Source organism: Pseudomonas sp. FP597 (assembly GCF_030687435.1).
GTDB lineage: Bacteria > Pseudomonadota > Gammaproteobacteria > Pseudomonadales > Pseudomonadaceae > Aquipseudomonas > Aquipseudomonas lactucae.
Map to the genome: position 1 here is coordinate 4,321,630 of NZ_CP117432.1, position 12,856 is coordinate 4,334,485.

The window sequence follows — 12,856 nt, forward strand, 5'->3', positions numbered from 1 at the left end:
TCAGAAATCGACGGTGGCCGACAGCAAATAAGTACGCGGTGTCGACAAGGTCAGCCCCGGCTCGCTGTCATCCGACGCACCGGCCGAGCTCCAGTAGCGTTTATCGGCGAGGTTCTCCACATTCGCGCGCAGGGTGACGTGCTTGTCATCCACCTTGAAGGCATAGCGCGCGCCGACGTCGAGGCGGTTCCACCCGTCGATTTTCTTGACGTTGGACTGGTCCAGATACTGCGAGCTTGAGTGGATGCCACGGCTGGTCAGGGTCAGGCCTTCGAGGGTAGGCACGTCCCATTCGGCGCCGAGGTTGACGTTGTACTCCGGCGTGGCCGGGGCGCGGTTGCCGTCGAAGGTGCCGTTGGTGGTGTCCTTGAGCTTGCTGTCGATGTACATCACACCGCCGAGCAAGCGCACGCCCTTGAGCGGTTCGCCGAACACACTCAGCTCCGCACCGGTGTTCTGGCGCTTGCCGTTGGGTCCGAACACCCGCGAGGTGGCGTTGGTTTCATACGCCGGTTGCTTGATGCGGAACACCGCGGCGGTCACGGCGAAGGCACCGGCGTCGTACTTGGCGCCCACTTCGACCTGGCGGCTGATAAACGGCGGGAAGATCTGGTCTTCGTTGATCGACGTGGACGGTGCGATCTTGCCCTGGCTCAAGCCTTCCATGTAGTTGGCGTACAACGACAGCTTGTCGGTGGCCTTGAACAGCAGACCGCCGGAGGGTGAGACCTTTTCTTCGTCGTAATTGGTGTCGCCCTTGATGCCGTCGCTCCAGTCGTCGACGACGACGCGCTGCCAGCGCGCGCCAAGGGTGAGCAGCAAGCGGTCATCGAAGAAGCCCAGGGTGTCGGACAGCGCCACGCCGCTGAATTTATTCTCGGTGTACACCTTCGCATCCTGGCGCGTGGCCACAGATGGCGTCGGGGTCTGCACGGGGTTGTAGAGGTTGCTCGACGCGTTCGCATAACGCGCACCGCCGTTGGTGAAGTCCATATAGAAGTAGCTGGCGGCCAGGTTGACCTCATGGCTCGCCGGCCCGGTATGAAACCAGTTGCGCACGCCGGCCGTGGCGGTACGCACGTTCTCATCGCGGGTGAAATCGCGGGGCTGCACGCTGAATGCGCCCGCGGCATTGGTCACCGATACGGCATGGCGCAGGAAGTCGTGGTCACTTTTGCGCGCGCCAACGCCGCCGTAGAGCATCACCGAGTCGCTGAGGTCATATTCGGCATTCACCGTGCCGAAGGTGTCCTGGGTGCGCGCCTTGCTCCAGGACTGCGCGTAGTTGCGGCGCACATCGTTGGCGCTCGGCACCGGCGCGGCAGCGGCGACCTGCACACGCTCCTGGGGCGCATCGGTGTCACGCTCGGTGCGGCCGATGTCGGTGGAAAGGCGCAGGCGCTCACCACGAAAATCCAGGCCCAGCACGGCCATCTCGCGGTCGACGCTCTGGTGATCCCATTCGGTGTCGCCGGACTGCTTCACGCCGTTGAAACGCAGGCCGAACTGGTTGTCTTCGCCAAAGCGTCGGCCAACGTCCACCGCGCCGCCCGCCTGGCTGTCGGAGGCCCAGGTGCCGGTGAATGAGGTGATGTCCTTGTCGGTGGCGCGCTTGGGCACCACGTTGATCCCACCGCCCACGCTGCCACGCGGCGAGATACCGTTGATCAACTGGGTGGGGCCTTTGAAGATGTCGACGCGGTCAGCCATTTCCATGTCGATGGTGTAGGTCGGCAGCACGCCGTAGAGACCGTTGTACGACACATCGCTGTTGAACAGGCTGAAGCCGCGAATGGTGAACTGCTCATAGCGCCCACCGGCCGGGTTGGTAGCGCGCACCGACGGGTCGCTGGCGATCAGGTCGCCCAGCGTACGCGCCTGCTGGTTTTTGACCGCATCCGCCGTGTAGGTGGTCATGCTGAACGGCGTTTCCATGAAGTCTCGCGTGCCCAGCAAACCTTGCGAGCCACGGCGCGCCACTTGGCCACCGGCATAGGTGTCACCGTCGTACAGGCCGGTGGTGCCGAGGATCGAGGTCGGCGCCAGTTCCAGGCTGCCGCCTTCCGGCACCGGCACCAGCATGTAGGCTTGCGCGCCCATGGGTTGCAGTTGCAGGCCGGAGCCTTGCAGCAAGCGCGCGAAGCCCTCTTCCACGCCGTATTCACCGGACAGGCCGCTGCTGCTGCGCCCGCTGACCAGCGCCGGGTCCACCGACAGGTTGACCCCCGACAGCCCGGCAAAACGGGTCAATGCCGCGCTCAGGCTGCCGGCCGGCACCTGGTAGCTGCGCCGGGCGTTGCTGTCTTCGGCAAAGCTTACGGGGACGAACAGCGGGCTGGCGCTGAGGCTCAGCATCAGGCTCAGTTTGAGCAACGGGCGCAAGCGCGAGGGGACGACGACGGGCATGGGAGAAGGCTCTCGATTTAATTCACTTGCCTGGAATGACAGGCGAGATGAACAAAAGGGACAGGCGTTTTGAGCGAACGCTTATGTATCGTTTTTTTAACAAAGAAACTCTGTAACAAAACTCTGGTCGAGTGGTGTAGGCCTTTTAAATTCACTTCACGGTGAGCGTTATGAAACCACTGTCCCGCCTCGCTGCAGCGCCTGCACCGGACCCGCTGGATGAGCTGGTCATGCACGATTTTGCAAACTGCCGCGCTGTCGAAACAGGCGCGGTTTTCATCATTGCTTCCGGCCCATCGGCAAGGTCATTTCCCCTGGAGGACTTTGCGCACGTGCCGATGATCACCATGAACGGCGCCATTTCGAAATTTTTGAACACGGCCGTCAAACCATGTTTTTACGCCTGTACGGATAGAAGCTTTTCCCAGCAACAGCCGGCGCTATTCAACTACGCCATGGCCAACAGCCAGCGAGTCGCGCTGTGGGAAGACCATTTGCGTATATCGCGTATAAAACCCGCCGGCGAGTTTTACCCGCTATCCAAGGCTGAACGACCGTCCTGGCTGGATGCGGTACTGGGCAGACACGAAGCGCTGGTCGCTGATCATTCGTTACTGCCCCTGCGCAAAAGGCCGGTAGGGTTCAGCAAGGACATGGGCGAAGGCTTTTTTGATGCGCGAACGGTGGCGTATCTGGCGGTCCAGCTGGCATTCCATATGGGTTTCTCCACGGTGTTTCTGGTCGGCGTCGACCTGGATGAAAAATCCGCACGCTTTTATGAAAACGATACCGTCGCCAGATCGCCCTGCGGGCTTGATCAGCACTTTTACACGCGCATACTGCCGTCGTTCGAACTGATGGCCGAGAAGATCGTGGGCGATGATTTCCGGGTGTATAACCTGTCCGCGTGCTCGAGGCTTCCGCAGAGTGTTGTGCCGAAGGTGACGCTGGCGGAGGTTGAAATGATGCTTAAATAGGCGCGGCCATGGCGCGCCCGTCTCGTCAGAGCGCAGACGATCAATGTTTGGTCCATATTGAAGCACTCATGACTTAATCCCACCGACAAGACTCAACTGGCAGGATCCATGGCTAAACCGCAAAGGCATCCCCGCTATGCACTCTGTTTGTTGACTTTCACCGCAGTGTGCATGCCAATCCATGCATCGACCTGGCAAGTGTGCAATATGGAACTGCGCATCACCGATGTCTTGAAAAATCCGTATCCGCAACTGCGGGCTCAGGTCCTGAAAGTAATCCCGGCATCGTTTACCGCAGAATGTCCAGACGCGGGGGCCATTCTTACGTTTACGCCAGAGACCACGGACTATCAACGTCAGCTCCCACGCCGCCAGTGGCCCAATAAGGGACAGTCTGTGCGTCTGAACTACCGGTATCTGGATGGCGTGTGTAAAGGCGATGGTCATAGTTATGAATGCCGTATCAAGCACTACCCACTCGTCGCTCCTTGACTGGCAGGCATTTTTTCAATGCCTTTGAGATCAGGTTTGACCGGATCGATCCAGGCGTGACGCTGCGACGTCGGCTGGCGTTACCTGGACAGGTAGTCGGCCACGAGCTTGTCCAAAAACACGAACAGCTTCTGGTTCATCTCGGCATAATCGTTTTCCCGTAATGCGGCGGGCTGCTGGACAAAACGTCGATCGGTCAATGTCGCCAGCTCCGCTTCTGATGCCTGGATGAGCAGCTCCACAACGTCTTTTGTGAGTTCCATGTGGCACTGAAAGCCATAGACCAGTGGGCTGTACTCAACGATCTGACGTGGGCAGCCTTCGCTGCGAGCAATGATCCTGGCTTCTGTGGTGAGACCAGGCATGTCGTTGTGCCAATGGCCGACATCCAGGGTTTTGCCGAAGTGAGAAAACTTCGGGTTCGCCAAGCCTTCCTCGGTCAGGTGAATAGGAAATTTGCCGATTTCTTTCTCTGGGCTGTGTGCAAACGTCGCCTGCAGCGCTTCGCCGATCAGCTGCGAACCCAGGCAAACACCCACCACGGCCTTCCCGCCGCTGATGGCTTTGTTGATCAGCTCGCGTTCGGCCACTGCGTTGAAGTGAGGGCATTGCTCAAGCGACGTGCCAGGGTCCTGGGGGCCGCCCAGCACGACCAGCAGATCGAACGCAGCAGCGTCGTCCGGCAGGGCATCATATTGGTAGACGCGCGAATAGCTTGCTCGATAACCCCGGGCGGTTACCCAGTCCTCAAACGCGCCGGGGGCTTCAAAGGACTCGTGCATCACGAAATGGACTTTCACTGTTTTACCCTCAGGTTGCGCAACGGTGGATTCAAGGTGACTGCCTTTTCGCAATCACCCTATGGGCTTAAGCAGCGGCTCAGTCTGCCAGCGCGTCCAGCAGCGCTTTCAGGTAAGCGCTGCCCGAAGCATCGAGCGCTTGAAGTGGCAGGCGCGGCGCGCCGACGTCCAGACCCTGAAGCTTCAAACCCGCCTTGATCGTCGTGGGCAGGCCACGACGCGTGATGTATTCCAGCAGTTCGTACTGGCGATAAAACAAGGCACGCGCTTGTGCCATCTGGCCGGCCTGAACAGCCTCCCAAAGCGCCAGGTTCAGTTGCGCAATAAGGTTGGGCGCCGCGGTACACCAGCCCGTGGCACCGGCCACCAAGGCCTCCAGGGTCAACGGATTGCAGCCGTTGTAGAAGGCCACCTTGCCCTCCGTCGCGGTGTACAGGCGGTGCATGCGCTGAATGTCACCGGTGCTCTCCTTGACCATGGTGACGTTCTTCACTTCGCGCAGAATCCGCAGGATCAGATCGACCGACAGGTCAGTGCCACTGGTGCCCGGGTTGTTGTAGAGCATGATCGGAATGTTGATGGCCGTACCGACAGCCTGGTAGTGATCGACGATTTCCGCGTCAGTCAATTTCCAGTAAGAGACTGGAAGCACCATCACAGCAGTCGCACCACAGGATTCAGCCAGTTGGGCACGCTGTACGGTGCGCGCCGTGGTCAGGTCGGAAACGCTGACCACCGTCGGTACTCGACCGGCAATTTGCTCCTGGCTGAAACGGACCACCGCCTCCCATTCCTGATCGCAAAGATAAGCGCCCTCCCCGGTGCTGCCCAAGGGAGCGATGGCGTGCACGCCAGAGGCGATCAGCTTGTCGATCGATTGCCCCAGAGCCGCCAGGTCCAGTGAACCGTCTGCCGCGAATGGGGTGATGGTGTAGCCGATAACGCCACGAATACTAGAAGTAGACATACAAGGCACCTTTGCGATTTTTAGAGTGTAGAGACGGTCAGGCCAGGCAGTCGCCATGGGTACGCAGCGCACGCCGTGCGTAGTAACTGAAGGCGGCGCCGTGGCGTTTCGGGGTGGAGATCCAGTCGTGAGCTTCCTTGCCCAACGCTTCGGGAATGGGGCGAATCTCTCCTGCGCTCATGGCGAGCAACTGCATTCTGGCCGCACGTTCAAACAGCAGGGCAAGCACACAGGCTTCTTCGATCGAGCCGCCTGCGATCAGCAAGCCGTGGTGAGAGAGCAGGATGGCGCGCTTGTCACCGATCGCCTTGGCAATGATCTCGCCTTCTTCATTGCCCACCGGAACACCCGGCCACTCCTTGAGAAAGGCGCAGTCGTCGAACAGCGGGCAGATGTCCATGTGGGAGACAGCAAGCGGCACTTCCAGCATCGACAGCGTGGCGCTGTGCAACGGGTGCGTATGGATGATGCAGTTCACATCCGGACGAGCCCTGTAGAGCCAGCTGTGAAAGCGATTGGCCGGATTCGCCATGCCTTGGCCTTTGAGTACTTTGAGGTCTTCATCAACCACCAGCAGGTTCGCCCCGCTGATCTCGTCGAAACCCAGGCCCAGACGCTGCGTATAATAGGTGCCCGGCGTTTCGGCGCGTGCGGTGATTTGCCCGGCCAGCCCGGAATCATGACCGCCGTCAAAAAGAATGCGGCAAGTGAGTGCAAGCTTCTGTCTCGGGGTATATTCGTTGTCGATCAGCGCAGTCACCATTTGCTTCTCGGCGAGGGTGACGAGCTGATCCTTCGGGGTCTGCATGGTCGTGGTCACGGTCTGTACCTGCTCGAAAATCGTTCAAGTTGCCAAGGAGCCGCTGCAACGGCTCTCAAGGACACAAATCGATATTAATGACACTTTGTGTCATTATCAAGCCAAGTGTCATTATTTCTCAAGGAACAGCGTTGGATGGCGGTACAGCTGAGAATTTTGCGCAAGAAGATGGGGATCACCCTGGAGCAGTTGGCCGGGCTGACCGGATTGACCAAGAGCTACCTGTCAAAGGTGGAGCGCGGTGTGAGTTCGCCCTCCATTGCGGTGGCGCTCAAATTGGCCAAGGCCTTGAATGCCCAGGCCGAAGAATTGTTCAGCACCGAAGCGGTGCCCGCCGAAGGCTACAGCCTGGTCCGACGCCAGCAGCGCGAAGCCAATGATGGCGCTGCACCCGTGGCTCACGTGCCGTTGGCGCGCCATATCGGTCAGCGGGCGTTGTTGCCATTTCTGGTCTACCCGCCCCGCTCGTTCGGCCAGTCCGCCTTCAAGGAACACCTGGGGGAAGAGTTCATCTATGTAGTCCGTGGTCGTGTTGAAGTGGATTTCGGTGACGAACGGCAGACGCTGGATGAAGGCGACGCCCTGCATTTCAATGCGCAGAAATCTCACCGCCTGCGCACGGTTTCTGACGAACAGGCAGAGTTGCTGGTTGTGGTTCATAGCGCGGATTAGGGCCGCTGCGTCTTTTTGGTGATGCTTGCGAGCACTTCAGGCGTAAATAAAAACGGGCGCCCTGTGCGGGGCGCCCGTTTTTTTTCAACGTTGCATGTCGCGACGTCGTGAATCAGTGCGATTTCTTTGAAGTCGACGTCCCGGCGTTACTCAACCCTTTCGCGTTGTGATCCCCTGGTGTCGACGTCGAGATCGCAGTCGCTTTGGCAACGCCACGCGTATCTTTGGAATGGGCGATGCCTGAAGTCGTCGAACCATGACCGCGATCACTGCCGTAGCGGTTACCGCTTTCGCCACGGTCGCGAACCGCCTTGCCGGCGTGATCGCTGCTCAGCCCATTGCCACGGCCGTTACTATCGGAGCTGCCGTGATCCGACCCGCTGTGACCACCGCCGTTACCGCCGCCATTACCGCCTCCGTTGCCACCACCACCACCCTTCGCATAGGCGGAGTTCATGATAGAGAGGTCAGCCGGGAGTAACGGGGCTGCTGCAAACATCATGGCGCAGGACAGGACTGCAACGAGACTTTTATTCTTGAAAAGCATGATAGCTTCCGTAGGTTTAATGGGGCGTATGGTCAGACGCGTTGGCCCGCCGAGAGTTCAAGTCATGCGACCGATGGAGGGGGAGGCGGCGAATTACTGCGGGGGTGGAACTGGGAAGAGATGTCTGGGTTTCATGAGGTGCGAGCGTCGTCGCTGTATATTTAGGTTTTTACGCGGACATGAAAAAGCCCAACCGTTACCGATTGGGCTAAGTCATTGAATAATATGGTCGGGACGGAGTGATTCGAACACTCGACCCCTAGCACCCCATGCTAGTGCGCTACCGGACTGCGCTACGCCCCGACTAGGCGTGTTACTGGGTTTGCTTCGCAACGAAGCGATCAGGAATATACCGCAAGCTTTTGAAATGTGGAAGTATTTTAAAAGCCTGTATCACTTCTTCAGCACAACCAGCACATCTTCGAGTTCGGAGATCATCTGGCGGATCAGTTGCTTGTATTGGGTGGTGTCGTCTTTGGCTTCATCACCGGACATGCGCTGACGCGCGCCGCTGATGGTGAACCCCTGGTCGTACAGCAACGCACGGATCTGTCGGATCATCAGCACATCCTGGCGCTGATAATACCGACGGTTCCCGGTGCGTTTGACGGGGTTGAGTTGAGGAAACTCCTGCTCCCAATAGCGCAGCACGTGCGGTTTTACCGCACATAGCTCGCTGACTTCACCGATGGTGAAGTAGCGTTTGCCTGGGATGACGGGTAGCTCGTCGTTATGACTTGGTTCCAGCATAAGCCTCAACTCGGGCCTTCAACTTCTGCCCTGGACGAAAGGTGACCACACGGCGAGCCGTGATCGGGATTTCTTCTCCCGTTTTTGGATTGCGGCCAGGCCGCTGGCGTTTGTCCCGCAGGTCGAAATTGCCGAAACCGGACAATTTGACCTGTTCGTTGTCTTCCAGAGCGTGTCTGATCTCTTCAAAAAACAGCTCGACCAATTCCTTGGCCTCGCGTTTGTTCAGACCCAACTCTTCGTACAGACGTTCCGCCATCTCAGCTTTCGTCAAAGCCCCCATACGTCACTTCCTTAACGTGGCGTTTAACCTTTGTTCAAGCGAGGTGAGGATATTTTGTGTCGTGGTATTCACCTCATCGTCATTAAGAGTGCGCGATGGATGCTGCCAGGTCAAGCCAACTGCAAGGCTTTTTCTATGCGGATCAATACCTTTACCCTGATAGACGTCAAATAGCCTGAGGTCTGTCAGCCATTCCCCTGCATTTTCACGGATTACATCCAGAACGGCAGTGGCGGCAACTTCACGGTCGGCAATCAGGGCCAGATCACGCCGCACTTCAGGGAAACGCGACAACTCGCTGAATTTCGGCATTTTGCCCGACGCGACTTCCGCCAACACCAACTCGAAAACGAAGACTGGACGGTCCAGCCCCAGGGTCTTCGAAAGCTCAGGGTGAATGGCGCCCACAAAACCCACCAAACGACCTTCGCGTTCGATACGCGCAGTCTGGCCTGGATGCAATGCGGGATGACTGCCAGGCACAAAAGTGAAGGCATCCAACGCGCCGGCGAAGCCCAGCACCGCTTCCACGTCAGCCTTGACGTCAAAGAAGTCCACGGCGTCGCGGCCTTGTGCCCAACCTTCAGGCAGGCGGCTGCCGCAAACCACGCCTGCCAGCATTGGCTCTTGTTTCAAGCCATCGAGTTGACCGACGAAACGCAGGCCGCTTTCGAACATGCGCACGCGATCTTGCTGACGGTTCAGGTTGTGAGACAGCGCCTTGACCAAGCCTGGCCATAGCGACGAACGCATGGCCGCCATGTCATTGGAGATCGGATTGGCCAGCAACAGCGGCTCAACGCCTGGGTTGAACAGCTCGAATTGCTTTGGATCGATGAAGCTGTAGGTCACTGCTTCCTGATAGCCACGCGCAACCAACAGGCGACGCAATTCAGGCAAGTGAGCGCGCGCTTCGGCCTTGGGCTGCGGCGCCAGACGTGCTTGCGGGTAGCGAACCGGCAGGCGGTTGTAGCCGTACAAGCGAGCGAGCTCTTCGATCAGGTCGACTTCCAGGCTGATATCGAAGCGATGACTTGGCACTTCAACGTGCCACTGCCCTTCCCCGCCAACAGAGATGGCAAGCCCCAGGGCCGACAGCAGTTGCTCGATCTCAGCAGGCTCAATCACCAGGCCGAGCATCTGCTCAACGCTTTTGGCACGCAGGGTGATTGGCGCAACGGACGGCAGGTACTGTTCGTTGACGGTCTCGGTGATAGGACCGGCTTCGCCACCAGTGATTTCCAGCAGCAGGCCAGTAGCGCGCTCCATGGCTTCACGGGCCAGCTTCCAGTCCACGCCACGTTCATAGCGGTGCGACGCATCGGTGTGCAGGCCATAGGAACGGGCCTTGCCCGCGATGGCGATCTGGTCGAAGAATGCGCTTTCAAGGAACACGTCACGGGTGGTCGCGGACACACCGCTGTGCTCGCCGCCCATCACGCCGGCAATGGCCAGGGCGCGCGAATGATCAGCGATCACCAGGGTATCGGCGCGCAGGGCCACTTCCTGGCCATCGAGCAGCACCAGCTTTTCACCTTCTTCGGCCATGCGTACGCGGATGCCGCCGTTGATCTCGGCAAGGTCGAACGCGTGCAGCGGTTGGCCCAGTTCCAGCATGACATAGTTGGTAATGTCGACGGCGGCATCGATGCTGCGCACGTCGGCACGTCGCAGACGCTCAACCATCCACAGCGGAGTTGGCTTGGACAGGTCGACGTTACGGATTACACGCCCCAGGTAACGTGGGCACGCATTGGGCGCGAGCACTTCGATCGAACGCACTTCGTCGTGCACCGCCGGCACAGAGGCAACCACCGGACGGGTGACCGGGGCGTTGTACAGCGCGCCCACTTCACGCGCCAGGCCGGCCAGGGACAGGCAATCGCCGCGGTTCGGCGTCAGGTCGACCTCGATGCTGGCATCTTCCAGCTCCAGGTAAACGCGGATGTCCTGGCCCACCGGTGCGTCGCCCGGCAGTTCCATCAAGCCATCATTGCCCTCGCCCACCTGCAGTTCTGCCTGGGAGCACAGCATGCCATTGGATTCAACGCCACGCAGCTTGGCCTTCTTGATCTTGAAATCGCCTGGCAGTTCAGCACCAATCATCGCGAACGGGATCTTCAGACCCGGACGCACATTCGGCGCTCCGCATACGACCTGAAAGGTTTCGGCGCCATTGCTGACTTGGCATACACGCAACTTGTCGGCATCGGGGTGCTGCTCGGTGCTCAGCACCTCACCCACGACCACGCCGCTGAAAACACCGGCGGCCGGCGTAACGCTATCGACCTCAAGACCGGCCATCGACAGACGCGCAACCAGCGCGTCGCGATCCACCTGCGGGCTTACCCAGCCGCGCAGCCATTGTTCACTGAATTTCATCCTGCTCTCCTAAAGATTCGTTACGACTAGCGAAATTGCGCGAGGAACCGCAAGTCGTTGTCGAAGAACAGACGCAAGTCGTTCACGCCGTAACGCAGCATGGCCAGACGCTCAACGCCCATGCCGAAGGCAAAGCCCGAGAACTCTTCCGGATCGATACCGGACATGCGCAACACGTTGGGGTGGACCATGCCGCAGCCCATCACTTCCAACCAGCCGGTCTGCTTGCAGACACGGCAGCCTTTACCGCTGCACATCACGCATTCCATGTCGACTTCAGCGGACGGCTCGGTGAACGGGAAGAACGAAGGGCGGAAACGCACCGCCAGCTCTTTTTCGAAAAACACCCGCAGGAATTCTTCGATCGTGCCCTTGAGGTCGGCGAAGTTGATATCGCGATCGACCAGCAGGCCTTCGACCTGGTGGAACATCGGCGAGTGGGTGATATCGGAGTCGCTGCGGTACACACGGCCTGGGCAGACGATGCGGATCGGCGGCTTGTTCGCTTCCATGGTGCGGACCTGTACCGGCGAGGTATGGGTGCGCAGCAACATGTTCGCGTTGAAATAGAAGGTGTCGTGCATCGACCGGGCCGGGTGATGGCCTGGGATGTTGAGCGCCTCGAAGTTGTGGTAGTCGTCTTCGACCTCAGGGCCTTCGGCGATGCCGTAGCCAATATGAGTGAAGAACTGTTCGATACGTTCCAGAGTCCGGGTGATCGGGTGCAGACCGCCCGAAGCCTGGCCACGGCCAGGCAAGGTGACATCAATGGACTCGGCGGCGAGCCTGGCCGCAAGATCGGCCTCCTCGAGCGACGCCTTGCGCTCATTGAGAACCTCGGTGACGCGCTCCTTGGCAACGTTGATCAGCGCGCCGACCTGCGGACGCTCTTCAGCCGGCAAATTCCCCAGGGTCTTCATCACCTGAGTCAATTCACCTTTTTTGCCAAGGTAGTGAACCCGGATTTGCTCCAGGGCATTGATATCTTCAGCGCTTTGCACAGCCTCAAGAGCTTGGGCAACGAGCGCGTCCAGGTTTTCCATGTACAGACTCCAGATACAAAATAGGGGAAGAGCTTGAAGGCTCTTCCCCTATTTATGACGTTTACCACCTTGGGCTACAGGAGTAGCCCAGGGTGACTGTCGGGGGTACTTAAGCCAAGGTGGCTTTAGCTTTCTCGACAATCGCAGCAAACACCGCTTTTTCGTTCACGGCCAGTTCAGCCAGAACCTTACGGTCGATTTCGATGGACGCTTTTTTCAGGCCAGCGATGAAACGGCTGTAGGACAGACCGTTAACACGTGCACCAGCGTTGATACGAGCGATCCACAGAGCGCGGAACTGACGTTTTTTCTGACGACGGTCACGGTAGGCGTATTGGCCAGCCTTGATTACCGCTTGCTTGGCAACACGGAATACGCGTGAACGCGCGCCGTAGTAGCCTTTAGCAAGTTTCAGAATTTTTTTGTGACGCTTACGGGCAATGACGCCACGCTTTACACGAGCCATGAGTTACTTCCTCTATTCTTGATCCAAAAATTAACGAAGGCGCAGCATGCGCTCGACTTTTGCCACGTCAGACGGATGCAGCAAGCTGCTACCGCGCAGTTGACGCTTACGCTTGGTCGACATTTTGGTCAGGATGTGGCTCTTGAAAGCGTGCTTGTGCTTGATACCGTTAGCAGTTTTCAGAAACCGCTTAGCAGCACCACTTTTAGTCTTCATCTTTGGCATGTTCGGATACTCCGCATTCAGTTGAT

14 protein-coding genes and 1 tRNA gene are annotated in these 12,856 nt (G+C 58.7%); 3 read left to right on the forward strand and 12 right to left on the reverse strand.

Annotation, left to right across the window (positions count from 1 at the left end; genetic code table 11):
• Nucleotides 1-2,406 carry a TonB-dependent receptor gene (locus tag PSH66_RS19580; RefSeq protein ID WP_305427485.1) on the reverse strand — a complete coding sequence of 802 codons (2,406 nt, stop codon included), beginning with the start codon at nt 2,404-2,406 and terminating at the stop codon, nt 1-3.
• 170 nt (nt 2,407-2,576) lie between these two features.
• On the opposite strand from PSH66_RS19580, the gene PSH66_RS19585 reads away from it, so the two are divergent.
• Nucleotides 2,577-3,383 carry a lipopolysaccharide biosynthesis protein gene (locus PSH66_RS19585; RefSeq protein ID WP_370694812.1) on the forward strand — a complete coding sequence of 269 codons (807 nt, stop codon included), beginning with the start codon at nt 2,577-2,579 and terminating at the stop codon, nt 3,381-3,383.
• 207 nt (nt 3,384-3,590) lie between these two features.
• Nucleotides 3,591-3,875 carry a hypothetical protein gene (locus tag PSH66_RS19590; RefSeq protein ID WP_318278509.1) on the forward strand — a complete coding sequence of 95 codons (285 nt, stop codon included), beginning with the start codon at nt 3,591-3,593 and terminating at the stop codon, nt 3,873-3,875.
• An 80-nt stretch (nt 3,876-3,955) separates the two neighbouring features.
• On the opposite strand, the gene PSH66_RS19595 is transcribed toward PSH66_RS19590, so the two are convergent.
• The 3 genes from PSH66_RS19595 to PSH66_RS19605 form a co-directional block, all read right to left on the reverse strand.
• Nucleotides 3,956-4,675 carry a type 1 glutamine amidotransferase gene (locus PSH66_RS19595; RefSeq protein ID WP_003174967.1) on the reverse strand — a complete coding sequence of 240 codons (720 nt, stop codon included), beginning with the start codon at nt 4,673-4,675 and terminating at the stop codon, nt 3,956-3,958.
• 79 nt (nt 4,676-4,754) lie between these two features.
• Nucleotides 4,755-5,642: a dihydrodipicolinate synthase family protein gene (locus PSH66_RS19600; RefSeq protein ID WP_305427486.1), complete on the reverse strand. Its 888-nt coding sequence runs from the start codon at nt 5,640-5,642 to the stop codon at nt 4,755-4,757.
• A gap of 37 nt (nt 5,643-5,679) precedes the next feature.
• The gene (locus tag PSH66_RS19605; protein ID WP_003174970.1) at nt 5,680-6,462 is read right to left on the reverse strand and encodes an aldolase; all 783 of its coding nucleotides are present in this window, start codon (nt 6,460-6,462) and stop codon (nt 5,680-5,682) included.
• Between the two features lie 135 nt (nt 6,463-6,597).
• Here PSH66_RS19605 and PSH66_RS19610 point away from each other — a divergent pair, with 135 nt between their 5' ends.
• Complete coding sequence (locus PSH66_RS19610; RefSeq protein ID WP_141063192.1) at nt 6,598-7,134, forward strand: helix-turn-helix domain-containing protein; 537 nt, start codon at nt 6,598-6,600, stop codon at nt 7,132-7,134.
• Nucleotides 7,135-7,246: 112 nt separating this feature from the next.
• Here the strand turns inward: PSH66_RS19610 and PSH66_RS19615 are convergent, their stop codons facing one another.
• From PSH66_RS19615 to rpmI, 8 genes are all read right to left on the reverse strand, one after another.
• Nucleotides 7,247-7,681 (reverse strand): hypothetical protein, encoded by a 435-nt coding sequence (locus PSH66_RS19615; protein ID WP_080547106.1) that lies wholly within the window; start codon nt 7,679-7,681, stop codon nt 7,247-7,249.
• Between the two features lie 226 nt (nt 7,682-7,907).
• A tRNA-Pro gene (locus PSH66_RS19620) sits at nt 7,908-7,984 on the reverse strand.
• A 90-nt stretch (nt 7,985-8,074) separates the two neighbouring features.
• Complete coding sequence (locus tag PSH66_RS19625; RefSeq protein ID WP_003174972.1) at nt 8,075-8,431, reverse strand: MerR family transcriptional regulator; 357 nt, start codon at nt 8,429-8,431, stop codon at nt 8,075-8,077.
• Complete coding sequence (gene ihfA, locus PSH66_RS19630) at nt 8,412-8,714, reverse strand: integration host factor subunit alpha (RefSeq protein WP_002553164.1); 303 nt, start codon at nt 8,712-8,714, stop codon at nt 8,412-8,414. Before ihfA ends, PSH66_RS19625 begins: the two co-directional genes overlap by 20 nt.
• 3 nt (nt 8,715-8,717) lie before the next feature.
• Complete coding sequence (gene pheT / locus PSH66_RS19635) at nt 8,718-11,096, reverse strand: phenylalanine--tRNA ligase subunit beta (protein ID WP_003174973.1); 2,379 nt, start codon at nt 11,094-11,096, stop codon at nt 8,718-8,720.
• Nucleotides 11,097-11,122: 26 nt separating this feature from the next.
• Entirely contained in the window at nt 11,123-12,139 is a 1,017-nt protein-coding gene (gene pheS / locus PSH66_RS19640; protein ID WP_003174974.1) for a phenylalanine--tRNA ligase subunit alpha, read from the reverse strand.
• 109 nt (nt 12,140-12,248) lie between these two features.
• A complete protein-coding gene (rplT, locus tag PSH66_RS19645; protein WP_003174975.1) occupies nt 12,249-12,605 on the reverse strand; it encodes a 50S ribosomal protein L20 in 357 nt (118 codons plus the stop codon).
• Between the two features lie 30 nt (nt 12,606-12,635).
• Nucleotides 12,636-12,830: a 50S ribosomal protein L35 gene (gene rpmI, locus PSH66_RS19650; RefSeq protein WP_002553160.1), complete on the reverse strand. Its 195-nt coding sequence runs from the start codon at nt 12,828-12,830 to the stop codon at nt 12,636-12,638.
• Between the last annotated feature and the right edge of the window lie 26 nt (nt 12,831-12,856).

Coding starts and splice junctions, on each gene's coding strand:
- PSH66_RS19580 (WP_305427485.1), bottom strand. CDS start 2,406: ATGCCCGTCGTCGTCCCCTCGCGCTTGCGCCCGTTGCTCAAACTGAGC.
- PSH66_RS19585 (WP_370694812.1), top strand. CDS start 2,577: ATGAAACCACTGTCCCGCCTCGCTGCAGCGCCTGCACCGGACCCGCTG.
- PSH66_RS19590 (WP_318278509.1), top strand. CDS start 3,591: ATGGAACTGCGCATCACCGATGTCTTGAAAAATCCGTATCCGCAACTG.
- PSH66_RS19600 (WP_305427486.1), bottom strand. CDS start 5,642: ATGTCTACTTCTAGTATTCGTGGCGTTATCGGCTACACCATCACCCCA.
- PSH66_RS19610 (WP_141063192.1), top strand. CDS start 6,598: ATGGCGGTACAGCTGAGAATTTTGCGCAAGAAGATGGGGATCACCCTG.
- PSH66_RS19615 (WP_080547106.1), bottom strand. CDS start 7,681: ATGCTTTTCAAGAATAAAAGTCTCGTTGCAGTCCTGTCCTGCGCCATG.
- PSH66_RS19625 (WP_003174972.1), bottom strand. CDS start 8,431: ATGCTGGAACCAAGTCATAACGACGAGCTACCCGTCATCCCAGGCAAA.
- ihfA (WP_002553164.1), bottom strand. CDS start 8,714: ATGGGGGCTTTGACGAAAGCTGAGATGGCGGAACGTCTGTACGAAGAG.
- pheT (WP_003174973.1), bottom strand. CDS start 11,096: ATGAAATTCAGTGAACAATGGCTGCGCGGCTGGGTAAGCCCGCAGGTG.
- pheS (WP_003174974.1), bottom strand. CDS start 12,139: ATGGAAAACCTGGACGCGCTCGTTGCCCAAGCTCTTGAGGCTGTGCAA.
- rplT (WP_003174975.1), bottom strand. CDS start 12,605: ATGGCTCGTGTAAAGCGTGGCGTCATTGCCCGTAAGCGTCACAAAAAA.
- rpmI (WP_002553160.1), bottom strand. CDS start 12,830: ATGCCAAAGATGAAGACTAAAAGTGGTGCTGCTAAGCGGTTTCTGAAA.